Raw genomic sequence first — 23,551 nt, forward strand, 5'->3', positions numbered from 1 at the left:
CGACCGGGTGTGCTCCCGTGCTCCGGGCGACGCGCGACTGGCCGGCCCCGGATCGGTCCTTACCGTCGGGTCAACGCACGTATTCCGGCGGTCGGTTGGGGCATCAGCCCGGCAAGCCGACGCATCCTCGCGCACCCAGGGCACCGCCTCACACCGACACCTCCCGCACCGGCCGTGACCAGACGACGCCCGCGCACCCACCAACCCACCGAACCGGATGACCGCGCACCGAACCGGCGCACCGAACCGCACATTCGTGCGGGGCGTGCGACCGGGTGTGCTCCCGTGCTCCGGGCGACGCGCGACTGGCCGGCCCCGGATCGGTCCTTACCGTCGGGTCAACGCACGTATTCCGGCGGTCGGTTGGGGCATCAGCCCGGCAAGCCGACGCATCCACCCCGGGGAGGGCCCGTGCTCGAGCGCGCGCACTGTTCAGATGTCGTCATCGTGGGGGCCGGACTCGCCGGCCTGTCCGCCGCCCACCAGCTGACCAGCGCGGGGCTGACGGTCACCGTCCTGGAAGCCGAGCCCCGGGTGGGCGGCCGGATGGCAACCGATCAGCTGGACGGCTTCCGCCTGGACCGCACCGGCCAGCCGCTCCTCACCTCGTTCCCGGAGCTGCGCCGCACCCCGGGCCTGGACGGGCTGGTACTGCGCCCCTTCGCCCCGGGGGTGCTGGTGCACAGCGAGGGCCGCACCCGGCGGGTGGGTGCCACCCGGAGCACAAGGGGCGCACTCACTACCGCGCGCGCTCTGGCGACCGCCGCTCGCACCTCCCGGGGCGGCGCCCTCGACCAGGCACGGCTCAGCGGTGCGCTGCGCCGGCTGGCGGGGCAGCCCGCCAGCCGACTGCTGGACCGTCCGGACCGGCCGGTCGGCGCCACCCTGGCCGGTCGCGGGCTGCCGTCCCGGGCCATCGAAACCTTTCTGCGCCCGCTGCTGGTCTCCCTGCTCGGCGATCCCGAACTCACCACCTCCAGCCGCTGCGCCGATCTGGTGCTGCGGGGTTACGCCCGCGGCCGGCTCTGCCTGCCGGCCGGCGGCGCCGCCACCCTGCCCGAACTGCTCGCCGCCGCGCTGCCGCGGGACACGGTCCGTACCGGCGTCGAGGTCATCGCCGCTTCCACCACCTCGGTGGCCACCGCCGAACACGGCGAGTTCGGCTGCCGGTCGGTGGTGGTGGCCACCGGGGCGCGGACCGCCGCCGGTCTACTCCCCGGGCTGCGGGTGCCGTCCTTCCACCCGGTCACCGTGCTGCACCACACCGCCGACCGACCGCCGCTGCGCGAACCCGCGCTGATCCTGGCCGCCGACGGCCGGGGCCCGGTCGCCCACACCACCGTCACCAGCGAGGTCGACCCCTCGCGCACCCCGCCCGGCCGGGTGCTGGTCACCTCCACCGTGCTGGGCGCCGCCGCGGGCATCGCGCCGGCCGAGCTGGATCGCGCCGTCCGCGCCCAGCTCTCCGGGATCTACGACACCTCCACCACCGGCTGGGAGCTGCTGAGCCTCCACCACGACCCGTACGCCATCCCCGCCATGCCCGCCCCGCACGATCCGCGCCGGCCGGTGCGGGTGCTGTCCGGGCTGTATGTGTGCGGCGACCACCGCGACACCAGTACGGCGCAGGGCGCGCTGTTCTCCGGCCGCCGGGCCGCCCGGGCGATACTCCGCGACTTCGGCCTCGCCCCGGCCACCGAGGACACCCCGCTCTCCACCGCGGCCTGACCCGGCGGTGGCCCCGTGCCGGCCCCATGCGGACTCGCGATGAACCGGTGGACCAGACGGTGCGGGGCAACGGCGCCCGGCGACCGTCCCGCAGCACCGGGCATACCGCGCACTGGCCCGCCGCACCGCTCGCCCGGCCGCCGGCCCGCTCCCCCGACCACCACCGCACCCGTCGGCGCCCCCACGGGCCGCCGCCCGTCGGCCGTCACCCCAGTGCCGCGACCCGCTCCCGGTAGCCGCGCACCGGGGCCGCGTCCCGGTACGGCTCCAGACGGCGCTCGAAGTCGCGCACGTACTCCACCGCCCGCGCCGACCGCATCTCGGACGCCTGCTGGGCCGCCTCGGCGCCCAGCGCGCACGCCTGCTCCAGCTCGCCCAGCCCGAGCCGCGCGGTGGCCAGCACCACCCGGCAGAACAGCCGGCTGCGGGCGTACCCGGTGCCGCGCAGCTGGAGCGAGCGCTCCGCGTGCTGGGCGGCGGCCCGGTACTGCTGGAGGTCCCGGAAGCTGTGCCCGAACTCGTCCGCCAGCTGCGCCTCGTCGAAGAAGCGGGCCCAGTACGGGACGTCGTCGCCGGGCCGCGAGGTCTCCAGCGTGCGCTCCGCGCGGGCCAGCGCGGTGGTGCAGGCCCGTACGTCCCCCAGCACCGCGTGGCCGCGCGCCTCGACCGCGTGCAGCAGCGCCTGCACCACCGGCGGCGCCCCGCCGCCCACGCCCTGCTGCGCCACCCGGGCCAGCTGCACGGCCTCCCGGCCGTGACCCAGGTAGACCGCCTGCCGGCTCATGGTGATCAGCACATAGGACCCGTAGGCGCGGTCCCCGGCGGCCTGGGCCAGCCGCAGGGCCTGCACGAAGTAGCGCTGCGCCAGTCCGTGCGCCGCGATGTCGTAGGAGGTCCAGCCGGCCAGCCGGGTCAGGTCCGCGACCGCGCCGAACAGCCGCCGCCCGGTCGCCTCGGTGTAGCTGCCGCGCAGCATCGGCTCGCCCTCGTGCTCCAGGTAGCGCACCAGGGCCTGCCGCGCGTGCCCGCCGCCGTAGCTCTGGTCCAGGGTGCGGAACAGCTCGCCGACCGACCGCAGGGCCGCGATGTCGCCCATGGTGACCCGCTGCCTGGGCCCGCACTCGATGCTCATCTGCCGCTGCCGGGGCACCCCCGGCCGGCCCTGGGCGGGCACCCGGGCGGTCTCCGGCCCGCGCGGCGGCTCCGCGCGGCGGGCGACCGGATCGGGCACCGGCTCGCCGCGGGCCACCCGCTCGTCGGGGCGCCCGATCAGCCAGTCGCGGCTGGGCACCACCAGGCCGGCCGGGGTGAAGGCGATCTTGCGCAGCTCGGCGTGGTTGCCGGAGTCCTTCCGCCACAGCCCGCTGACGATGTCCACCGCCTCCTCGGGCGTGGCCGCGAACTCCAGCCCGGCGTAGACCGGTGCGCAGGCGTCCAGACCGAGGTCCTGGGCGGACAGCCGGCGGCCCAGTCTGCGGGTGAAGACCTCGGCGATCAGCGCCGGGGTGGTGCCGCGCGGCTGCTGGCCGCGGAGCCAGCGGGTCACCGAGGTCTTGTCGTAACGCAGGTCCAACCCGTGCTCCAGGCCGAGCTGGTCGACCCGCCGGGCCAGCCCGGCGTTGGAGAAGCCTGCCTCGGCAATGAGCGCGGCGAGCTGACGGTTGGGGATGCGCTGTTGGGGTCGGTCCGTCATCAGCCTGCCGGTCTCCCTGATCGCTCTGTGGAACGGCGCGAATGTAGCCTTCCGCACCGGCCCGATCGCCCCCTCTGACCCGCATTCATCCGATCGTGTGAGCAGGAGGCGGAAGGCGGACGTCCGGATCTGGCTTGTGTTCGTCTCGGTCCGCCTCGGTCCGTCGTGGTCCGTCCCGGTCCGTCCCGGTCGGCTCCGGTCAGCTCCGGGCGGCTCCGGTCGAGCCTCGGGCCGCGGCCTGGGTTTTCCGGCGCGGTCGTAGAGTGGCTGTGGTGCGATCGGCTGCCGCGGAGACCCCGGGCACGGCGTCGCGAGGAACATCGGTTCGGTGAGGAGCTGACGGCCATGGGGCATCCGCTACAGGACGCGGGCACGGCGTACGACGGCGAGCTGCGCTTCGTCCACCTGGGGTTCGGCGCGGACGCCGTGGAGTACCAGGAGGCGTGGCAGGAGCAGCGCCGGGTGCACGCCGCCCGCTTCGAGGGCCGGATCCCGGACACCTGCCTGCTGCTGGAGCACCCTCCGGTGTACACGGCCGGGCGGCGCACCGAGGACAGTGAGCGCCCTCTGGACGGCACCCCGGTGGTGGACGTGGACCGCGGCGGGAAGATCACCTGGCACGGCCCCGGCCAGCTGGTCGGCTACCCGATCCTCAAGCTGCCCCGCCCGGTCGACGTGATCGCGCACGTCCGGCGGCTGGAGGAGGCCCTGCTGCGCACCTGCGCGGAGTTCGGGGTGGCGACCACCCGGGTCGAGGGCCGCAGCGGGGTGTGGGTGCTTGGCGAGGACATGCCGGCCAAGGAGCGCGCCGCGCTGGGCGGCCTGAAGCTGGACTTCGACCCGCGCCTGGCCGACGAGGAGTTCGACCCGCGGCTGAACGGTCCGGAGTACGCCCCGTCCAACGCCGGACAGCGCCGGGAGGACCGCAAGGTGGCGGCGATCGGCGTGCGCATCGCCAAGGGCGTGTCCATGCACGGCTTCTCCCTGAACTGCAACCCGGACAACACCTGGTTCGACCGGATCGTGCCCTGCGGCATCCGCGACGCGGGTGTGACCTCGCTCTCCAACGAGCTGGGCCGGGAGGTGACCGTGCAGGAGGTGGCACCGGTGATCGAGAAGCACCTGCGCGCGGTCCTGGCGTCCACCGAGCCGCTGCCCCGCGCCGTGTGAGGCGCCGCCGCGCACTTCCCCGCGACGGGCACCCGTCCGGTATCCGGCCCGGGGAATGCGCGCACCGGGCCGGAGGTTGGGCCCAACGTGGGGCCAGGGATGATCTGGTCGTAAGAACGTGCGAAATCATGGGCGTACCCTGGGGTGCGCCGAAGAATCGAAGTCGTAGGGAGCCGGACGTGGCCGCTGTCGCACCCGATGGACGCAAGATGCTGCGTCTGGAGGTCCGGAACAGCCAGACCCCCATCGAGCGCAAGCCCGAGTGGATCAAGACCCGGGCGAAGATGGGCCCCGAGTACACCGAACTGCAGGGTCTGGTGAAGCGCGAGGGCCTGCACACGGTGTGCCAGGAGGCGGGCTGTCCGAACATCTTCGAGTGCTGGGAGGACCGCGAGGCCACCTTCCTCATCGGCGGTGACCAGTGCACCCGGCGCTGCGACTTCTGCCAGATCGACACCGGCAAGCCGCAGGCCCTGGACCGGGACGAGCCGCGCCGGGTGGCCGAGTCCGTGCAGCGGATGGAGCTGAAGTACGCCACCATCACCGGCGTCGCCCGCGACGACCTGGAGGACGGCGGTGCCTGGCTGTACGCGGAGACCGTCCGCCAGATCCACGCCCTGATGCCGGACACCGGCGTCGAGCTGCTGATCCCCGACTTCAACGCGAACCCGGAGCAGCTGGCCGAGGTCTTCTCGTCCCGCCCCGAGGTGCTGGCGCACAACGTCGAGACGGTGCCGCGGATCTTCAAGCGCATCCGCCCCGGCTTCCGCTACGAGCGGTCGCTGGAGGTCATCACCCGGGCGCGCGAGGCGGGCCTGGTCACCAAGTCCAACCTGATCCTGGGCATGGGCGAGGAGCGCGCGGAGATCAGCCAGGCGCTGCAGGACCTGTACGACGCGGGCTGCGAGCTGATCACCATCACCCAGTACCTGCGGCCCTCGGTGCGCCACCACCCGATCGACCGCTGGGTGAAGCCGCAGGAGTTCGTGGAACTGAAGGAGGAGGCCGAGGAGATCGGCTACGCCGGCGTGATGTCGGGTCCGCTGGTCCGCTCCTCGTACCGCGCCGGGCGCCTCTACCAGCAGGCGATCGAGCAGCGTGCGGCCGGCGACTCCGCACAGGGAGTGACCACCGTCACCCACCAGGCCGTGTGAGGCCTGGCACACCGCAGCCATCCGGCCCGCGCACTTGCCCTGGTAGGGGCGGGTGCGCGGGCCGGATTGACGTTTCATCAGCGTTTGACCGCCCGGTCACGCACTGGTAACACCTTTGGGTAACGATTAAGGCACGCGCTGGGCACGGCCACCGCCGCCGCCCGGTGCTCCTTCCGCTACTCCCGAGGGGGATCACGCCATGCAGGCCGCTCCCGTTCGTCCGCCCTCCGTGACCGAAGCGCTGCTCCTCGTCGAGGGCCTGCTCTTCGGCGGCCAGCAGCGCCGGGCCCGCCGGAACGCCTGGGCCTCGGTGCTGGAGGACCGGCGCCGAGCCGAGGACCGCCGGGAAGCCCAGCACGTCCTGGAGGCCGTGTCTGCCCGGACTCCCCAGGACACGTAAACTTCGCTACATGGCGAGGCAGGAATCTACCGAGAACCCCGGGCGACTTAAGCAGATCGCCCTGACCTACAAGATGACCAAGAAGGTCGACTCCAAGGTCGGCCTGGTCGTCGCCGCTGTGGGCATCGTCGTCTTCGGCGCCTTCCTCGCGATCGGGTTCTGGATCGACCACCCGATCTTCCTGGGCATCCTGGGCTTCGTCCTGGCCTTCCTGGCCATGGCGATCGTCTTCGGGCGGCGCGCCGAGCGGGCCGCGTTCGGCCAGCTGGAAGGCCAGCCGGGCGCCGCGGCGGCGGTGCTGGACAACGTGGGCCGCGGCTGGACGGTCACCCCCGCGGTGGCCATGAACCGCAACCAGGACGTCGTCCACCGGGCGGTCGGCAAGGCCGGCATCGTCCTGGTCGGCGAGGGCAACCCCAACCGGCTCAAGGGCCTGCTGGCGGCCGAGAAGAAGCGCATGACGCGGGTGGTCGGCGACGTGCCGGTGCACGACATCGTGGTGGGCACCGAAGAGGGCCAGGTCCCGATCAAGAAGCTGCGCACCACCCTGCTAAAGCTGCCGCGAGTCCTCCCCGGCGCCCAGGTCACGGTGGTCAACGACCGGCTCCGCGCGCTCGGCGACCTGATGAAGAACATGCCGATCCCGAAGGGCCCGCTCCCCAAGGGCATGCGCATGCCGAAGGGGCGCTGACCCCCAGCGACGAAACCGAGGGCGGCCCGGGACCGAAAGGTCCCGGGCCGCCCTCGTCCGTATGCCCGCTGCCGCCGCTTCCCTGACGACAGGGTGCGGGCGGACTCCCGCTCCCCGCCGGCGTACGGCGCGCTGCTCGGCGACCGGGCATGGCACCGCCCGTACCGCGACGTGGGGTGCGTACCCGAGCCATGTCGCGGATACGGGGACGCATGGCCGCCAGAGACCCCAGACGGGCCGCAGGGCGCCCTGAGAGCCGCTCTCAGACCAGGCGGGGCCCCGCCCCGGCCCAAGGAGGCCAAGCGGGCCCCGCGGGACCGTGGGCGCCGGCAGGCTCCCCGCGGCCCCACACGCGTCAGTGCGCCCCCAAGGCCACCGGACCTGCGGCCCAGGCCGCCATCCGGCGTCTCAGATCCGGACCTGTACCGCCCCGGAGAGCCGGTCGTGGAGGCCGCGGGTGTCGCCGTCCCAGATCACCGCGGGGATGACGACCAGGAGCAGCAGGCTGCGGAGCGCCACCCGCCACAGCGACAGGCGGGTACCGCTCACGCTGATCACGCGCAGCCGCATCAGCAGCTTGCCGGGGGTGGAGCCGACCGTGCCGACGGTCAGCACGCTGAGGACGAAGAAGACGCCCAGCGCCCAGTTGCCGGCCGTCTGGACGTCACCGCCGGAGAGCAGTCCGTATCCGATGAGCATGCACAGCGCCCAGTCGATGAACAGGGCGCCGATCCGGCGCCCCGGTGGCGCGATGGACCCCGGACCGTTCTCGGGCAGCCCCAGCCGCTCGCCCCGGTACCCGAAGTCGATGCCCATGTCCTCGGCCGCGGCGCGCGGCCCGGAGAGCCAGGATCCGATTGCTTGCCTGTTGTCCACCCGACAACGGTACTGCGAGCCCTCTCGTACCCCTTCCGGCGGGGCCTTCGCCGCACGTCGAGGTGGGTCGTACCCCCACGGACAGGTCCGCGACGGGGCGACCAAGTGGCCACGATCCGGTTAACCTGGGTGAAACAAATGGGTCATGCTCGGGAAATCCCGACTCCCTATGGTCGGGTCCAGCGCGCCACCACACATGGACTGCGCCACCGATGCAAACCCGGTTCCACCGCGGCCGGGCTAGGAGGAGTTGGATGTTCCAGAACGCCGACGATGCTCGGAAGTTCATCTCGGACGAGGACGTCAAGTTCGTAGACGTCCGATTCTGCGACCTTCCCGGTGTCATGCAGCACTTCACGATTCCGGCGGACGTGTTCGACCCGGACGAGGAGCTGGCCTTCGACGGCTCGTCCATCCGCGGTTTCCAGGCCATCCACGAGTCTGACATGGCACTCCGTGCGGACCTGTCGACGGCCCGTGTCGACCCCTTCCGCCGGGACAAGACGCTCAACATCAACTTCTTCATCCACGACCCGATCACCGGCGAGCAGTACAGCCGCGACCCGCGGAACATCGCCCGGAAGGCCGAGGCGTACCTGGCCTCCACCGGCATCGCGGACACCGCGTACTTCGGCCCGGAGGCGGAGTTCTACGTCTTCGACTCGGTCCGCTTCGAGACCTCCGCGAACCAGGGCTTCTACCACATCGACTCCGAGGCTGGCGCCTGGAACACCGGTGCGCTGGAGGACAACCGCGGTTACAAGGTCCGCTACAAGGGCGGCTACTTCCCGGCCCCGCCGGTCGACCACTTCGCCGACCTGCGCGCCGAGATCTCCCTGGAGCTGGACCGGGCCGGCCTGAAGGTCGAGCGCCAGCACCACGAGGTCGGCACCGCCGGCCAGGCGGAGATCAACTACAAGTTCAACACGCTGCTCGCCGCCGCCGACGACCTGATGCTCTTCAAGTACATCGTGAAGAACGTCGTGTGGCGCAACGGCAAGACCGCGACCTTCATGCCCAAGCCGATCTTCGGCGACAACGGCTCCGGCATGCACGTCCACCAGTCCCTGTGGTCGGGCGGCGAGCCGCTCTTCTACGACGAGCACGGCTACGCGGGCCTCTCGGACACCGCCCGCTACTACATCGGCGGCATCCTCAAGCACGCCCCCTCGCTGCTCGCCTTCACCAACCCGACGGTGAACTCCTACCACCGCCTGGTCCCCGGCTTCGAGGCCCCGGTCAACCTGGTCTACTCGCAGCGCAACCGCTCGGCCGCGATGCGTATTCCGATCACCGGCTCGAACCCGAAGGCCAAGCGCGTCGAGTTCCGCGCGCCGGACCCGTCCTCCAACCCGTACCTGGCCTTCTCCGCGCTCCTCCTCGCGGGCCTGGACGGCGTCAAGAACAAGATCGAGCCGGCCGAGCCGATCGACAAGGACCTCTACGAGCTCGCCCCCGAGGAGCACGCGGGCGTCCCGCAGGTCCCCACCTCCCTCCCGGCCGTCCTGGACGCCCTGGAGCAGGACAACGAGTACCTCCAGGCCGGCGGCGTCTTCACCGCCGACCTGATCGAGACCTGGATCGACTACAAGCGCACCAACGAGATCGCCCCGATCCAGCTCCGCCCCCACCCGCACGAGTTCGAGCTGTACTTCGACCTCTAAAGAGCGGGTCGGGTGACCTCGTCCGCAGGCTCGGAAGCGTGATGTGACCTGCGGCCTCGGAGTCATCGGTGAGGGCTGCTTCCCTGGTTGTCCGGGAAGCGGCCCTCGCTGTTTCGCCAGCTGGCTCGAAGGCGTCTTGGGGGCCGGGTGGTCGCGGGGCTTGACCGTCGGCCGGAAGGGCCTGGCCAGGCCAGGTGTGCCTGGTCCGCGGCCGGATCCGCGTGACGGGGCGGGGCGGCAGGTCCGCTCACGCCCAGCGGCGCAGGGTCACCGCACCCTGCGCGAGCGGCGCCAAGGGTTCCAGTCCGATCGCGGAGCATCCTCTTCGGCGTCGCCTTCGCATTCCGCCTCGTCCTGCCCGTCTCGATGCCTCGACGCCACGACGGATTTCAGCAGCCCCTCGGCCGCACTCAGCCGTTCCCGCAGATCCTGAACTTCCAGTTCCCGCTCGCGGCGGGCGACCTCGCGCACCGTCTCCGCGGCACGCCGTTGACTCTCTTCCTCCCTGGCCCAGGTGAAGTACAGCTCCGCTCGCCGGGCATGCAGCCCGTTCAGCTTCTCCAGCAGAACCAGCCGCTCGTCCCGGACTGCTCGCAGCTCGTCGTGGAGTGACTCGATGCGAGCGCTGTGCCTGTCCAGCTCTGCTTCCAGATCGGCAACACGTCGACGCAACTCCTCGTTGCGCCCCCGCTCACGACCCAACTGCTCATGTAACTCGACCAGTCGATCGGCGAGATCAGCTCGAGCCTCCAGGGCGACCAAGAGCTCTCTGCGCGTCTCCCCCTCGCGGCGGTTGCGCCTCGCCGCCTGGTCTTGAAGGTCCTCCTCCGCGGCATCCAGATCAGGAATGCTCAGATCCACGGTCCGGGTGGGCTCTTCCGCTTCTTCCTCCCATGCGACGGGCTTTGGCAGGGCCAGCGGTGACGTCGCGTCGCGTACCGCGATCCAGAGCGTCCGGAATTCGTCCAGGTCACCGCCCAGGGCCTCCACAACGAGCTCCAGCGGACCCCAGCCGGGTGGGCTGTCGCAGCGCAACACATTTCTGGCGGTCGTGTGACTGATGGCCTTTTCGGTCCGCTGCGAGATGACCCGGGAGCTCGGCTCCCCGCTCTCTCGGTGAAGTCGCATCAGCCGATACCGGAGTTGCTCCAAAGCCGGCCCCGCCGCGGGTCCGGATGCCGCCCATGCCATCGCTCCCCCTCTGGTCCCACTACCGACCTGATGGTGGCAGGGCCGCACCTCTGACACAGGGAATTCGCGGATGCCGCGCCCGGGAAGGCACTGTCGACTCCGTGCTCTCGTACGACTGAGCCTGGCCCTTCCGGGCGGTCCCACGCACCCCGCCTGGCCGCAACGTCCCGTCCCCCGGCGCCCAGCCACCCGGACACCCGGCCCGTTGTCAGGCCCCCGTGCCACACTCGCGGTGACTGTACGAGCAGCGGCTCGAACTGCCGCTGCGACAAGGGGGATTGACTTCCACACCATGGGCATGACCATCCATTTCACCGCCGCGACGCCCGAAGAGCTGGACAAGGGCGAGCAGGATCCCGGGTGGGTCGAGGATTTCATCGAGGGGCTGTGGGGAGACGGCGAGTTCTCCACGCCGGACCGCCCCTGCGGCGGCCCTGACAAGGCATGGGCGGGCCTGGAGTACCTGCTCGGCCAGGCTGACGATGTGGGCCTCGAATTCCTGATGGACGGGGACATGCTCCTGGAGGACGGCACTCTTTTCGCCTGGCCGCCGGAGCAGGTCGCGAGCCTGGCGCAGCGGCTGCGAGCGCTCCCGTGGGAGCAGCTGGCGGTCCATTTCGACCCGGAGAAGATGCTGGCGGAGAACATCTACCCCCGGGTCTGGGACTGCGAGGGCGAACTGGAATGGCTGAAGGACGCGTACGAGGAGGTCGTCACGTTCTTCACCGAAGCGGCCGAGGGGGGATACGGGGCGTTCATGGAGTTCAGCTTCTGAGGACGCGGAGACGGGGCCACTGACGCCTCGGCGGACTCGGCCTGATCGCGACCCAACAGCGGCGCTGGCGGCGAGGGGAAAGCCGGAACTAGCCTCGGGCCAAGGCCAAGGCGTCGCGGCCGTCGACGAGGACAACGCGAGGAGAGACGTGGCAGAGCAAACGCTGCAGGACCAGGTCAGCCCCGAGGTACGGGCCCGCGTGCAGGACAGTTTCGACCGGCAGGGGCTCATGCGTCATCTGGGCGCCCGGCTCACGCACATCGCCCCCGGCCGGGTCCACATCACGCTGGCCAGGCAGCCGGAGGTCTCCCAGCAGCACGGCTATGTGCACGCCGGCGCCACCAGCGCCATCGCCGACAGCGCGGGCGGCTACGCGGCCTTCACGCTCTTCCCGGAGAACTCCACGGTGCTCACGGTGGAGTACAAGATCAACCTCTTGGCTCCGGCCGCCGGCGACCACATCGAGGCGGTGGGGACCGTCCTGAGGTCCGGGCGCACGTTGACGGTGTGCCAGCTGGAGGTGTTCAGCCAGGAAGAGGAGAAGAGGACCCTCATCGCCACCGGGCAGCAGACACTCATCTGCCTCGCGTCACGGCCGGACCACTGAGGTTCAGGAAGCCCGCCGGACGACGGCCCCCGGGATCGGGGGCCGCCCGCCTGGGTGGGTGGTGGCCGCCGGTGGGGGTGCGGGAACCGTTCCCGCGCACCTTGGTTCAGGCCACCAGCAAGCGCAGCCCGAGTTCCGCCGCGTCCAGGTCGATCAGGTCTCGGTTGCGTTCGGCCCACTGGCCCGAGGAAAGGTCGTCGCGCAGGCCGCTCACCGCCCGCTGTTCGGCCTCCGGCCCGACCCTGGTCCATACGGATACCGCGCGGCGCACATGTTCGTCCAGGTACGCCTCGGGGCGGCGCCAGTGGGCCTCGAAGAAGCCGTCGGCGCAATCCCACGGGATGAGCACCGGCTCCAGGCGGGCCCCGATGGCGCGGGCCAGCTGGTCCACCGAGGGGCGGCCGGCGACGAGGCCGGCGACCTCGGGCAGGTAGTCGCGGCTGAGCCAGAACCGTTGCCGCCAGCCGGCGTCACTGGCGTCGTGCGTGAAGACCACCACCCGGCGGGCCACGCGCCGCATCTCGCGCAGCCCGGCGATCGGGTCGTGCCAGTGGTGAACGGTGCTGAAGGCCATCGCGGCGTCGAAGGACTGATCCTCGAACGGAAGGCGTTCCGCGGTGGCGGCCACGCACGGCGCCGCGCCCGCGGGACGCAGTGCCCGCATGACGGCTGACGGTTCCACCGCGGTCACGTCGCGGTCCGGTGGCTCGTAGGAGCCGGTGCCTGCCCCCACGTTCAGTACCGTCCGCGCGTCCCCGAGCGCGTCCCAGACCCTGGCGGCGATCCGCGGCTCGGTGCGCCGCGTCGCCGGGTAGGCGGACCCGATGGACTCGTACAGCTGCGCGCCGCCGAACATTCTCAGTTGCTCCTCTGACGTCGTCCTGATCCCCATTGCCCGCGCCCTCAGTTCTGTGTCGATGGCCGTCACCATGGCGTCGGCGCGGTCGCGCTGTTCCAGCAGCAGGCCGCGCAGCCGGTGGAGGTGCGCTACCGCGTCGGTGGCCGGGTCGTCGACCAGGTCCGCGATCTCGCGCAGTCCGAAGCCCAACCGCCGGTAGGCGAGCACCTCCCGCAGTCGCTCCACGTCGCCCGCCGAGTAGGCCCGGTAGCCGGCCGCGGTCCGCGCGGACGGCCGCACGAGGCCGATCTCGTCGTAGTGGTGCAGCGTGCGGACGCTCACACCGGCCAGCTCGGCCACGCGCCCCACGGTCAGATGTTCTTCCACGCCCCCGACGATGCGGCATCACGCCGCGTGAGGGTCAAGCGCCCCACTCCCGGTGCGGCGGGCGGCTCCACCGCCGCACCGGCCAGGCGCCCCGGAGCAAGGAGGGTCAGGAGGAGCAGTACCCGGCCGGGCAGAAGCCGTCCAGGGCCACGCTCTGGACCTGTTGCTGCTGGGGCCAGTCGGAGGCCGGGCCGGCGACCAGGATCGCGTACTGGGCGCCGTCGGAGCCGGTGAAGGCGCGGTCTATGACCCGGCGCGGGCCGAGGGACGGGCTGTCGTAGGCGTACTGGAGCTCGGCGGCGTCACCGGAGCCCAGGGTGTCCAGGCTGACCAGCTGGTAGCCGTCGTTGTTGGCGGACAGGTGGCGCTCGGTGTTGGCCAGGGACTCGTACGGGGTGGTCTCGGGGTGTTCCATGGTGAAGATCTGGACCAGCCAGCGGCCGCCGGGTGAGGTGTAGAAGACGCCGTCCTGCTTCTCGGTGCGCTCCCAGCCCTGCGGTACGTCGATGGTGAACCCGGCGGGGTCGTCGGTGCGCACATAGCCGTCCGGGGGGCCGTCGGCGGGTTCCTCGGTGGTGGGATCCTTGGTGGGCTCCTCGGTGGTGGGATCGGTGGTGGGGTCCTCCGTCGGCGTGTCGGTGGGTGACGGGGTGGGCAGGCTGCCGGCGGAGTAGGTGGGGTAGGCGGACGCGGAGGAGTAGTCCGGCTGCTCGCCTCCGCCGTAGTCCCGGGTGAGCAGCCACCAGGCGAGCCCGGCCGCCGCGCAGAGCGCGAGGGCGATGATGGCCAGGGCCAGGGCGCGCTCCGGGCCGGGGCCCGGCGGCCGACCGGGTCCGGTGGGGGTGCCGAAGCCGCCGGGCCCGCTCGTGGCTCCGGGGCCGCCGGGTGCGTTCGGCGGGGTGTCCGGTGGGGGCTGCACCCAGCGCTGCTGGTCCGCGTCCCACTGACTCATGCCGCTGCCCCCTCAGCCCAGGGCCTGCCCGATCAACTGCGCCAGTGTCGCGGCCGAGACCAGCCCGCCGAGGGCCGTCATGCCGAGTTCGAGCCGGTCCCGTACTCCTGCCAGGCGGCCGCGCCCGGCCTGGCCGGTGCTGGTGATCTCCTCCTCCACCTCGGCGAGCGCCCCCTCCACCTCGCTGGTCTCGGCGGTCGGTGTGAGCAGCCGCAGCTGTGCCCGCAGGGTGCGTACGGCGTCGAGCAGTTCGGGCGGGACGGGGACGGCGCCGGTGGCCTGCCGGGAGGCATCCACGGCACGTGCGTCACGGCCGGCCGCCACCGCACCGCCGGACATCGTGCCGATGCTGATGCCGCCAGGTGGCTGCGGCGGTACGGGCACCGGCGGTGCCGGCATCGGCGGGCGGGCGCCGCGGTCGCTCTCGTCCTGGGCCCGCGCCCGGTGGCCGGCGGCTACCGCGCCGCCCGTCATGCTGCCGATGCTGATGCCGCCGCCCTGCTGCCGGGGCGAGGTCTCGGGGCCTTCGGCCGTGTCCGGGGCGGTGCCGTCGGGCTCATTCCGTTCGGCGGTCATCGCGCGCCCCCTCTTTCCTTGTGTACCTGGCCGAGGCGCGCTCACCGCTCGCGACGGCGCCGCCGCTCATCGCGCCGATGAACACCCCGCCACTGCTGACGTTGATGATCTGCTTCTCGAACTCGCCCGTCTGGTAGCCCTTGGCGCTCAGCGCGTCGCGCACCCCGCTGGCGATCCGGTCCTGAACGGTCTTCACATAGCGGCTGACGTCCATCTCCTGGAACAGCGAGACCTCGTCCACGCTGCCCATTTCCCGTACCGAGGCCGCGGGGCCGTCCGGCAGGGCGCGGCGCGGATCGGCGAGCCAGACCCGGAAGACCGCGATGACCGTACGCACCGCGGAGGCGCATCCCGAGAAGGTGGCCGCGGGCGCGGCGAGCAGGGCCCGTATACCGTCGCGCGCCATGTCGTCCTCGCCGCGCGCGGCGATCACATCGACCACCCGGTACTCGGGCTTGACCGGGGTGAGCACATGCGGCACCACCTCCAGCACCAGCATCGCGCCCTGGGTGTGGACCCGGACCAGTACGGACACCACGACCTGCTCGTCCCAGGCCCCCACCCGGACGCGCAGGAAGTGGCGGCGCGCCTCGCCGCCCTCGTCGACGGCGTCGCGGACATGCTGGGCGACCGCACGCGGCTCATAGGCGACACCGGAGCGGTGCACACCGACGGGCAGGTACACGAACTCGTCGATCTCCAGGGCGCGCAGCCGGTCGATGCTGGTGGCGGCGGCCGAGGTGCGCAGCGCCTCCAACCGCGGCTTGATCAGTTCGACCACGTCGTGGCTGGTGATCGGGGCCGCCTGCGGGTCCTCCGGTCCGGCGTGCTTCAGCTCCAGCGCGAACGACCAGGGCTCGTACGGCTTCCCGGCGCCGATGAACGGGCGGAACGGGTCGTAGATGGTGAGGCGGGCGTACTGCTCGCGGTCGATCGCGGCGCCGATCCGCTGGTAGCGGACGGTGCGGGGCAGTGCGGCGCGGGGCCGTTGGCGGAAGGCGAACGGCGACAGCTCCCGGCACATCACCGAGGCCACCCGCGAGCGGTGCGACCACACCGGGATCACCAGCATCAGCGGGAAGAGCAGCCCGGCCCATATCTGGACGCCGTTGAAGAGCGCGTAGAACATGAAGGCCCAGTAGGCGAGCGCGATCACCCGGGGGGCCAGCGGCAGCAGCATCTTCAGCCGCCCGTGCGTGGCCTGCTTCACCATCGCGCGGTCCAGGGTGTAGACGGCGGTGCTGACGCCGCCGGCGGCCCGGCCGATCCACAGCGCCCCGCAGACCAGCAGGTACATGGTGAACGGGCTGGTCAAGGAGAACAGCGAGGCCCACCCGGAGTCGGACACCGTGACACCCAGGAAGCCCGCCCAGATGCCCAGCATCAGCAGCGAGGTCTCGAACTCCTGGCGGCGCGCCCGCAGCGCGTGGGCCAGAACGGGGACGGCGTCGTAACCGAGCGAGGGGGCCACCGGCCGCTCCTCGTGCTCGACCAGTTCCTCGATGACCCGGCGACGGAAGTCGGCGTCGAGGTAGACCCCCGCGCACAGCAGGCGGGTGACCTCGGAAGGGGCGGGTGGGGCGATCGGCGGTAAGGGGCTCGGTGCTCCGACGGGTTGACTGGGTACGGCCATGCGAACATCCCCCGATATTCGGCTCTCCCCCGCAGACGGCCGGTCGACCGTCGAAGCGGCCCCTCCAGTATGCGGGGGTGGGGGGCTGATGTGACCGGGTCTGCCGCAAGAACCTCCCTACGAGTGAACCGGCCACCGCCTGGGCCCGGCATGCCGCTGCCGCCGCGCACCAGGACGGCGCGCGGCGGCAGTTCGGGGTCGGCGGTCGCCGCGCCGGGCGGCGGCCGAGGTCAGCGGTTGTCGTAGCGGATGAAGGAACGCACCATCCGGCAGGTGGTGTCGGAGGGCGGGTGCACCCCGATCCGGGCCGCGGTGCTGCGAATGGTGTGGTCGTGTGCCTGCTCGGCGCGGTAGACGCCGGAGTGGATCAGGGCGATGGCCAACCGCATCGCCTTCAGCCGGCGGTTGTGGGTCTCGTACCACTCACGAGGCCGGCCGGCGGGCATCGGCTTCTTCGGCAGGGTCGGGATGCTGTGCGGAATCGGCAGGGTCGGCTGGTCAGCGCGGTCCGGGAGAGGTGTAGCGGCAACAGCCATCGGCATCCTCCTGAAGCGGTCGGGAACCCTCATTCCCAATGCTTCTATTTTACTGCTGCCCACTGACAAAGTCCCCAGGCCAGAGGGGGTTTGAAGGGCTTTCACGGTACGCTGGCGAGCATGGAGATCTGGATCAATCCCGCGTGTTCGAAGTGCCGTAGCGCGATCACCCGGCTCGACGCCGTGGGCGCCGAGTACACCGTCCGCCGCTACCTGGAGGACGTGCCGAGCGAGGACGAGATCCGGGCCGTCCTGGACCGGCTGGGCCTGGAGCCCTGGGACATCACCCGCACCGGCGAGGCGGTCGCCGAGGAGCTCGGCCTGGCCGGCTGGCCGCGCGAGGCGGAGGCCCGGGGCCGCTGGATCGCGGCGCTGTCGGCCCACCCGAAGCTGATCCAGCGCCCGATCATCACGGCGGACGACGGCTCCGCGGTGGTGGCGCGCTCGGAGGAGGCGGTGAGCGAGGCGCTGTCGCGCGGGCAGGGGTGACGCCGTCCGAAGCGGATGGAGACCGAGGCGTTCCCGCCGCCCCGAGTCCATGGCCAGACCTCGCACCGGGGCCTGGCTCGACTGGCCCTGGGCAGGCCCTCCGGCAGGCACCCCGGACAGCCGTAGGCCGCGTACCCCTGGGGGCCGCGGCCTACCTTCCTGCGGTCAGGTCATGATCGCTTAGCTCGATTGGTCCGCATCAGCAGGCCCGCGGCGGCCAGCCCCAGCAGGCAGGTGACGGCGCCGACGACGACGTTGTTCCAGATCATCCCGGTGCTTGGGAACCTGGTGACCACCCAGGGGGAAACGATCATCCACGCGCCGATCACGACCATCGCCCAGCACAGGCCGTACATCCGCCGCGGCACCATGGTGAGCCCGAGCCCCAGCAGCGCCACGGCGATCCCGATGATCAGGTTGTTCGTCCTGAGGTCGGCGTTGCCGGAGAAGTGGACGACCCACGGAGACACCGCGAGGTAGAGGCCGGCGAGCAGTACCGGCCCGTCCAGCAGCACGACGTCCCGGCCGCCGAGCACCCGTTCATAGCGATCGCGCATCTCGGCCGCGTCGGGATGGTCAGCAAGATCGCCTCTGTGATGCGAGACGTGAGCCATACGACTCGCCTCCTTCGATCGTGTGGGTCCGACCGTGCGGTGCAGCGAGGCGCCGCACCCCCATTGTGCGCCTTATGTCGTCTTAACGGTAGATGTCCATTTCAAAAACGGGACCTGACCGGCCCGGCATCTCCGGCCGGGCCCGGACCGGGGGCCGGCACCGCCCGTGAACAGCGATCACCAGGTCCGCTCGGCCGGAGAGGGGCCCGTACCGGAGGCGCACCGACCGTGAGGTGTCTGCTTCAATAGGCGGCATGGCCAGCTACCACGACCACGGGACCGCGATGGGTCGTTTCGACCTTGAGCCGTTCTGGCCGTCCCGGCAGGCGCACCACTTCGACCGTGAGTGTTGCCGCGCAGCCTCCGCGCGGGCCCTCCCGCTCGACTGACGACGCCACTTCTCAGTCCAGCCGGTTTTCCTCACCTCCAGCCCTCAGCGGCCCCGGTCCCGCGCGCACGACGTCCCCGACGCCCCTCCTGCGCGAAAGAAGCCGACCCATGACCAACGTCAGAACCCTCTCCGCCGCCCCGACGCCCTCCCCTCTCGCCACCTCCCACCCGCTTCGCCAACGGCTGCGCGCGGTCGCGCCGAACGAGATGCCCCCGGTCGCCGCACTGCTGAACTCCGACGCGACCTGGCTGCCCGCTCCCCCGCACACCGTCCCCTCGCTGCCCGGCCAGCCGCCCATGGTCGGCTATCTGGTGCTGGTCCCGGCGGACCGGCAGCACCGCCAACCGGCTACGCCGGCCGGCCCGTCGAACGGCGACGACCTGGTGCGGATCGACCACGAGCAGCGCGCGGCGTGGGTCGCGGGTCGGCAACTGGACCTGACCTACCTGGAGTTCGAGCTGCTGGCGCATCTGGTCGGGCACCCGCACCGGGTGCACACCCGGGACCAGTTGGTCACCACGGTCTGGGGCTACGGGCACGTGGGCGACGGCCGCACGGTCGATGTCCATGTGGCCCGGCTGCGCCGCAAGCTGGGGGCCGACTACCGGCAGACGATCGTGACGGTCCGCCGGGTCGGCTACAAGTACGTGCCGCTCACCTGACTCCCCCGCGCGCCGCCGCCCCGCGACCTCGTCCCGACGGCGGCGCGCCGTGTCGACCACCGTGGGCGGAGGCCGCGTGCCGAGGTCGAGTCGGATCACTCCTTTGGCGAGGGGCCGGCGGCTGGGCGTGGGGATACGGCTTTCCCCGCCTTGTGCGCGTCAGCGGACTCCAGAGCGCCGGCGCGGTAGTCGTTGGGGGTGATGTCGTAGGCGGCGCGGAAGGCACGACTGAAGGCCGTCGCGCCGGTGAAACCCCAGCGGGCGGCGATGGATCGAATGGATTGCCGACGCAGGTCCGGGCTGGCCAGGTCGGCGCGGCAGCGTTCGAGTCGCCGTCGGCGAATCGACGCGAGCGGTGCCATCGGGCCGGCATCAGTGACGAGGTCGCGGTACCGGCCTGCCCGCAGGCTCCGGCCCGCGGCGTCACGCCGACAGGGCCGCCTCCACCTGGGCCAGTTCCCTCTCCGGGTCGACCTCCCGGGACAGCGCTTCCAGGTCGTCCCAGTCGTAGCGGGGGCTCACGTCGTCGTCCCAGCGTGCGGCGGCGGTCCGGAGCGGCTCGAGGGCTTCCGTGAGACGACCCAGCCGGTGCAGGACGAGCCCGTAGTACCCGGCGGCCTCCGTCCCCCACGAGAAGTCGCCGCCTTGTTCCCAGGCCGCACGGAGAAGCGGTTCCGCCTCGGCGTACGCGCCGCGCTGGGCCTTCAGTTTGCCCGCGAGCATCGCGTTCAGCGGGGACCCGTCGGCGGCCGCGCGCACGTACCAGCGCTCGGCCTCCTGGTAGTCCCGGTGGTGCTCGGAGAGCCACCCCATCCTGTGGCACGCGCCGTGATGGCCCGCCTCGGCGGCCGTCCGGTACCACCGGTCGCGCCACACCGGCCTGCGCAGCGCGCCGTACAGCTCCGCGAGGTCGTACGCCGCCTGCGGGTCCCCGGCCAGCGCGGCGGGCTCGATCCAGCGGACCAGGTAGCGGGCGTCCGCGCCGGCCCAGTCGCCCAGGATCTTCCCGTACGCGTACGAGGCGTGCACGTCGCCGGCCTCGGCTCGCTCGCGCAGCTCGGGCAGTCGGCCCAGGTCCTTGCCCGGGGCGACGGCGCCGCCCTCTCGGATCGCGGCGATGCGGGTGAGCTGCTCGACGACGTCCTCGTCGTCCTCGCCGACCTCCCGGAACCAGCGCTCGGCCTCCTCGTACCGCCGCTGCCGCTTGCACACGATCCCGAGGTTCCACTGGCTCGGCCGATGTCCGCGGGCGGCTGTGAGGCCGTACCAGTGCTCGGCGTCGGCGAGTTCGCCGCGCTGCTCGTGCAGGACACCGAGCGCGTACGCCGCGCCTTCACAGCCCTCCTCGTGGGCTTGGAGCAGCAGGCCCCGGGCCTCGGGCCAGGACGCCTCGCCGCCGGTCTCGGTCAGGAACACGGCGTGATCCACGCGGGCGGCGGCACTGAGCGCGGAAGCCCTGCGGTGGTAACCGGCGGCCTCGGCCGTCAGGCCCGGGTAGTCGCGAAAGTGCTGTTCCATGGCGGCGAGCGGGCGCAGCGCCTCGGCGGCTGCGTCCCCGTCCCCGGCGGCCTCGGCGGCATCGAGCTCCGCCGCGACGCGGTCGAAGTCCTCGCGGATCGACGTGAAGAGCTGGGCCCAGCGGAAGACCGCGATATCACCCAGCTCGACGTCGCTCATCAGGAACGTCGAGGCCTCGTCGAGTCGCCCCTCGGCCGCGAGCAGCTTGCCGAGCTCGATCTTGCAGTCGAGGTGGCGTCCGCCCTCCCAGCCGCGGCGGAACCATTCGGCGGCCTCCGGATCGCCGTCCTCGCGGAGCAGTACGCCGAGTCCGTAGGCGCATTCGGCGTGCCGTTCGGCGACGGCGCGGTAGAGGGCGTCCGCGGCCTGCCGATCACCCCGGATCTTGCGGTACCGGGCAAGGGTGTAGTGCGAGAAGGCATCACCGGCCGCCACGGCCTGCTCCCAGTACGGGATGCCTTCGTCCACCTGCGAGCGCAGCACGAAGAAGTCGGTGTGCCGGCGGGCGGCCTGGGCATCGCCTGCGCGGGCGGCGGCGACGAGCGCCTCTCCGTGGGCCTGTATGTCCTCCGTCATGATCACATCGTGCCAGGCGGCGCCAAGCGCCGTCCGTGGGTCGGCTGTTGCCGTCCGGCAAGGCCGCTCCGGGGCGCCGACGCCTGGCGCCCAGCCCGTTCGGAAGGCCCACGCGGCATCGGCCTTTCGGATCGACACGCCGTCACCTTGCCGCGGTCCGCACGCACCCGCACACGATCGCCGCGAGCCCGCGCCGCATCATGTGCTCCTCCTTCTCGGCGAGCGGGGAACCGCTCGTGGTGCCGGCCCGTACGGCGGGGCCCGGGGATGACGGCGGCTCGTCGTGGTGCGGCCGCTGGGTAGGGTGGCGGGGTGCGTCCCCGGGTTCGGTGCCGCCGGGTCCGCAGGCCCGCACGTCCTGTCCGGGTGCCCGGCGGTGAGGCCGGGCGCCGAGCTCCAGCCAGGAGAGTGACCGTGGAACTGGACCGCCTGCTGCCCGTCTACGACTTCCGGTCCCACTACCGGCGCCGGGTGGCCGCCGACCCGGAGACCACCTGGGGCGCCTACCGGTCCCTGACCGCCGAGGAACTGCCCACCGTGCGGTTGCTGATGAGCCTGCGGGGGCTGGGCCGGCGGCGGCTGCGCGGGCCGATCGCCCAGGCGTTCCCGGTGCCGCTGCTCAGCACCGGCGACCACGCGGAGGTGCGCGGGCAGGCGGCCAAGTACTGGCGTCCCCGCCCCGCGTACGCCCCGCTTCCCGGTCGCGACCCGGAGGCGTTCCGGGACTTCGGTGAGGCGGGCTGGGCGAAGGCGGCGATCGAGTTGCGGGTGGTACCGGACGGGGACGGCAGCGTGCTGATCGCGGAGACCCGGGTGCGCTGCACCGACAGCCGGTCCCGCGCGCTCTTCGCGCCGTACTGGATGTTCATCAAGGTGGGCGGGGCGGGGCTGATCCGGCTGGAGATGCTGCGCGCGGTGGCCCGCCGCGCCGAACGCTCGGCCGCCGGAGCCTGACCGGGCCCCTCCGGGGGGCGGGTACGGGCCGGCGCGGGGAGCCGGTCGGACGGAGACGGTGGAGTTAGGTGTACCCCCTGAGGGGTGTGCGTCCCCCGTGACCGATTATGACCGGGGGCCCAGACTGGTGGAGCCGTCCGAGGCCGGACCTCGTGCGGCGGACGAGGTCCGGGACCCCGGTACAGGCACACACCGCCCGGCCGGGTGGAGGGAAAGCGCAGAGGTGAAGCGATGAGGATGGGCAAAGCGATGCTGGCGGCGGGGCGGGGGCTGGTCCTGTCGGTGCTGACGCTGGTGGTGTCGGTCGCCCTGTTCACCGTGACCGTCGTCTCCCTCTCGTTGATCCCGATCGGGGTGGGGCTGTTCACCACACCGGCGCTGCTGCGCGTGGTGCGCCGGTACGCGGACTACCGCCGGCGGCTGACCGGCCGCTGGGGCGGTCTGACGGTCCCGTCTCCCTACCGCCCGCTCCCCGCCGATCCGCCCAGCGGCCTGAAGGGCCAGCCCAAACTCTGCTTCCTGCTGCTCAACGACCCGGCGACCTGGCGCGATCTGCTGTGGCTGCTGGTCGACCAGCTCGCGGGCGGCCTGCTGGCGGCGGTGCCGCCGGGGTTGATCCTCCAGGGGCTGTTCGGCTCTGTGCTGGCGGCCGGGGTGTGGAAGCCGATCGTCGACGCGGACGGCACCTACTGGTACGAATTCCTCCCGATCGACAGCCAGAGCGACGCCAATCTGGCGGCCGGGCTCGGCGCGGTGTTCATAGCCATCGGGCTCTTCTTCGGACCGGCGATCCTGAACGCCAACTTCCGGATGAGCCGCGCCCTGCTGGCGCCCACGCCGAAGATGGTGCTGGCGGCCAGGGTGGAGCGGCTGACCGAGACCCGGCACAACGCCGTGGACACCTCCGCGGCCGAGCTGCGCCGCATCGAGCGCGATCTGCACGACGGTGCGCAGGCCCGGCTGGTCGCCATGGGGATGAGCCTGGGCGCCATCGAGGCGCTCATCGAGAAGGACCCGGCCAAGGCGAAGCAGATGGTGGCGGCGGCCCGTACCAACTCCGCCGAGGCGCTGGCCGAGCTGCGCGACCTGGTGCGCGGAATCCATCCGCCGGTGCTGGCCGAGCGCGGTCTCGGCGACGCGGTGAAGGCGCTGGCGCTGCGGATGCAGTTGCGGGTCGAGGTCGGGGTGGAGCTTCCGGGGCGGTTCCCGGAGCCCGTGGAGTCGGCCGCGTACTTCGCGGTCAGCGAGATCCTGACCAACGCCGCCAAGCACTCGGGGGCCGACCAGGCGTGGCTGGACGTGTCCTATGAGGCGGGCGCGCTGCGGATCACGGTCACCGACGACGGGCAGGGCGGGGCGGACCTGTCGGCGGGCTCGGGCCTGCGGGGCATCGAGCGCCGGCTGGGGGCCTTCGACGGGATCCTCGCGGTGCGCAGCCCGATCGGCGGGCCGACGATGGTGACCATGGAGATCCCC

23 protein-coding genes are annotated in these 23,551 nt (G+C 72.1%); 12 read left to right on the top strand and 11 right to left on the bottom strand.

Annotation, left to right across the window (positions count from 1 at the left end; genetic code table 11):
* Positions 1–411 precede the first annotated feature (411 nt).
* A complete protein-coding gene (locus tag E4099_RS10315) occupies positions 412–1,728 on the top strand; it encodes an NAD(P)/FAD-dependent oxidoreductase (RefSeq protein WP_135338679.1) in 1,317 nt (438 codons plus the stop codon).
* Between the two features lie 205 nt (positions 1,729–1,933).
* Here E4099_RS10315 and E4099_RS10320 read toward each other — a convergent pair whose 3' ends face one another.
* On the bottom strand, positions 1,934–3,421 hold the full coding sequence (locus E4099_RS10320) for an NsdA family TPR-like regulatory protein (RefSeq protein ID WP_135338680.1): 1,488 nt from the start codon (positions 3,419–3,421) through the stop codon (positions 1,934–1,936).
* Between the two features lie 345 nt (positions 3,422–3,766).
* Here E4099_RS10320 and lipB point away from each other — a divergent pair, with 345 nt between their 5' ends.
* From lipB to E4099_RS10340, 4 genes are all read left to right on the top strand, one after another.
* Positions 3,767–4,591, top strand: a complete 825-nt coding sequence (gene lipB, locus E4099_RS10325; RefSeq protein WP_135338681.1) for a lipoyl(octanoyl) transferase LipB — start codon at positions 3,767–3,769, stop codon at positions 4,589–4,591.
* 179 nt (positions 4,592–4,770) lie between these two features.
* Positions 4,771–5,745 (top strand): lipoyl synthase, encoded by a 975-nt coding sequence (lipA, locus tag E4099_RS10330; protein ID WP_135338682.1) that lies wholly within the window; start codon positions 4,771–4,773, stop codon positions 5,743–5,745.
* Between the two features lie 199 nt (positions 5,746–5,944).
* Positions 5,945–6,145, top strand: a complete 201-nt coding sequence (locus E4099_RS10335) for an SCO2195 family GlnR-regulated protein (protein ID WP_135338683.1) — start codon at positions 5,945–5,947, stop codon at positions 6,143–6,145.
* Between the two features lie 10 nt (positions 6,146–6,155).
* The gene (locus E4099_RS10340) at positions 6,156–6,836 is read left to right on the top strand and encodes a DUF4191 domain-containing protein (protein ID WP_135338684.1); all 681 of its coding nucleotides are present in this window, start codon (positions 6,156–6,158) and stop codon (positions 6,834–6,836) included.
* Positions 6,837–7,244: 408 nt separating this feature from the next.
* On the opposite strand, the gene E4099_RS10345 is transcribed toward E4099_RS10340, so the two are convergent.
* Complete coding sequence (locus E4099_RS10345) at positions 7,245–7,712, bottom strand: RDD family protein (protein WP_135338685.1); 468 nt, start codon at positions 7,710–7,712, stop codon at positions 7,245–7,247.
* 254 nt (positions 7,713–7,966) lie between these two features.
* On the opposite strand from E4099_RS10345, the gene glnA reads away from it, so the two are divergent.
* Positions 7,967–9,376, top strand: coding sequence for a type I glutamate--ammonia ligase (glnA, locus tag E4099_RS10350; protein ID WP_135338686.1), 1,410 nt, complete (start codon positions 7,967–7,969; stop codon positions 9,374–9,376).
* A 267-nt stretch (positions 9,377–9,643) separates the two neighbouring features.
* Here the strand turns inward: glnA and E4099_RS33565 are convergent, their stop codons facing one another.
* Positions 9,644–10,366 (bottom strand): hypothetical protein, encoded by a 723-nt coding sequence (locus E4099_RS33565; RefSeq protein ID WP_209446578.1) that lies wholly within the window; start codon positions 10,364–10,366, stop codon positions 9,644–9,646.
* Between the two features lie 499 nt (positions 10,367–10,865).
* Here E4099_RS33565 and E4099_RS10360 point away from each other — a divergent pair, with 499 nt between their 5' ends.
* Together E4099_RS10360 and E4099_RS10365 are read left to right on the top strand one after the other, a co-directional pair.
* Positions 10,866–11,342 (top strand): DUF1877 family protein, encoded by a 477-nt coding sequence (locus tag E4099_RS10360; RefSeq protein WP_245244738.1) that lies wholly within the window; start codon positions 10,866–10,868, stop codon positions 11,340–11,342.
* 148 nt (positions 11,343–11,490) lie between these two features.
* Positions 11,491–11,949, top strand: coding sequence for a PaaI family thioesterase (locus E4099_RS10365; RefSeq protein WP_135338688.1), 459 nt, complete (start codon positions 11,491–11,493; stop codon positions 11,947–11,949).
* A 106-nt stretch (positions 11,950–12,055) separates the two neighbouring features.
* Here E4099_RS10365 and E4099_RS10370 read toward each other — a convergent pair whose 3' ends face one another.
* The 5 genes from E4099_RS10370 to E4099_RS10395 form a co-directional block, all read right to left on the bottom strand.
* Positions 12,056–13,147: a MerR family transcriptional regulator gene (locus E4099_RS10370; protein WP_209446580.1), complete on the bottom strand. Its 1,092-nt coding sequence runs from the start codon at positions 13,145–13,147 to the stop codon at positions 12,056–12,058.
* 133 nt (positions 13,148–13,280) lie between these two features.
* On the bottom strand, positions 13,281–14,126 hold the full coding sequence (locus E4099_RS32920) for a hypothetical protein (RefSeq protein ID WP_167828339.1): 846 nt from the start codon (positions 14,124–14,126) through the stop codon (positions 13,281–13,283).
* Positions 14,127–14,138: 12 nt separating this feature from the next.
* Positions 14,139–14,702 (bottom strand): hypothetical protein, encoded by a 564-nt coding sequence (locus E4099_RS10385; protein WP_135338692.1) that lies wholly within the window; start codon positions 14,700–14,702, stop codon positions 14,139–14,141.
* The gene (locus E4099_RS10390) at positions 14,683–16,335 is read right to left on the bottom strand and encodes a hypothetical protein (RefSeq protein ID WP_135338693.1); all 1,653 of its coding nucleotides are present in this window, start codon (positions 16,333–16,335) and stop codon (positions 14,683–14,685) included. The genes E4099_RS10385 and E4099_RS10390 overlap by 20 nt, the downstream gene beginning before the upstream one ends.
* A gap of 230 nt (positions 16,336–16,565) precedes the next feature.
* Positions 16,566–16,871, bottom strand: coding sequence for a hypothetical protein (locus E4099_RS10395; protein WP_386388777.1), 306 nt, complete (start codon positions 16,869–16,871; stop codon positions 16,566–16,568).
* A 120-nt stretch (positions 16,872–16,991) separates the two neighbouring features.
* On the opposite strand from E4099_RS10395, the gene E4099_RS10400 reads away from it, so the two are divergent.
* Positions 16,992–17,360, top strand: coding sequence for an ArsC/Spx/MgsR family protein (locus E4099_RS10400; protein ID WP_135338695.1), 369 nt, complete (start codon positions 16,992–16,994; stop codon positions 17,358–17,360).
* A gap of 170 nt (positions 17,361–17,530) precedes the next feature.
* Here E4099_RS10400 and E4099_RS10405 read toward each other — a convergent pair whose 3' ends face one another.
* Entirely contained in the window at positions 17,531–17,974 is a 444-nt protein-coding gene (locus tag E4099_RS10405; RefSeq protein WP_135338696.1) for an SPW repeat protein, read from the bottom strand.
* A gap of 498 nt (positions 17,975–18,472) precedes the next feature.
* Here E4099_RS10405 and E4099_RS10410 point away from each other — a divergent pair, with 498 nt between their 5' ends.
* The gene (locus tag E4099_RS10410; RefSeq protein ID WP_135338697.1) at positions 18,473–19,027 is read left to right on the top strand and encodes a winged helix-turn-helix domain-containing protein; all 555 of its coding nucleotides are present in this window, start codon (positions 18,473–18,475) and stop codon (positions 19,025–19,027) included.
* A gap of 95 nt (positions 19,028–19,122) precedes the next feature.
* On the opposite strand, the gene E4099_RS10415 is transcribed toward E4099_RS10410, so the two are convergent.
* Positions 19,123–19,434: a helix-turn-helix domain-containing protein gene (locus tag E4099_RS10415; protein WP_342451917.1), complete on the bottom strand. Its 312-nt coding sequence runs from the start codon at positions 19,432–19,434 to the stop codon at positions 19,123–19,125.
* 16 nt (positions 19,435–19,450) lie between these two features.
* Entirely contained in the window at positions 19,451–21,121 is a 1,671-nt protein-coding gene (locus E4099_RS10420; protein WP_209446579.1) for an SEL1-like repeat protein, read from the bottom strand.
* 414 nt (positions 21,122–21,535) lie between these two features.
* On the opposite strand from E4099_RS10420, the gene E4099_RS10425 reads away from it, so the two are divergent.
* Both E4099_RS10425 and E4099_RS10430 read left to right on the top strand, forming a co-directional pair.
* The gene (locus tag E4099_RS10425; protein ID WP_135338699.1) at positions 21,536–22,075 is read left to right on the top strand and encodes a hypothetical protein; all 540 of its coding nucleotides are present in this window, start codon (positions 21,536–21,538) and stop codon (positions 22,073–22,075) included.
* A gap of 231 nt (positions 22,076–22,306) precedes the next feature.
* A partial coding sequence (locus E4099_RS10430) for a sensor histidine kinase (protein ID WP_135338700.1) occupies positions 22,307–23,551 on the top strand: 1,245 nt, incomplete at its 3' end.

Source organism: Streptomyces palmae (genome assembly GCF_004684805.1).
Taxonomy (GTDB): domain Bacteria; phylum Actinomycetota; class Actinomycetes; order Streptomycetales; family Streptomycetaceae; genus Streptomyces; species Streptomyces palmae.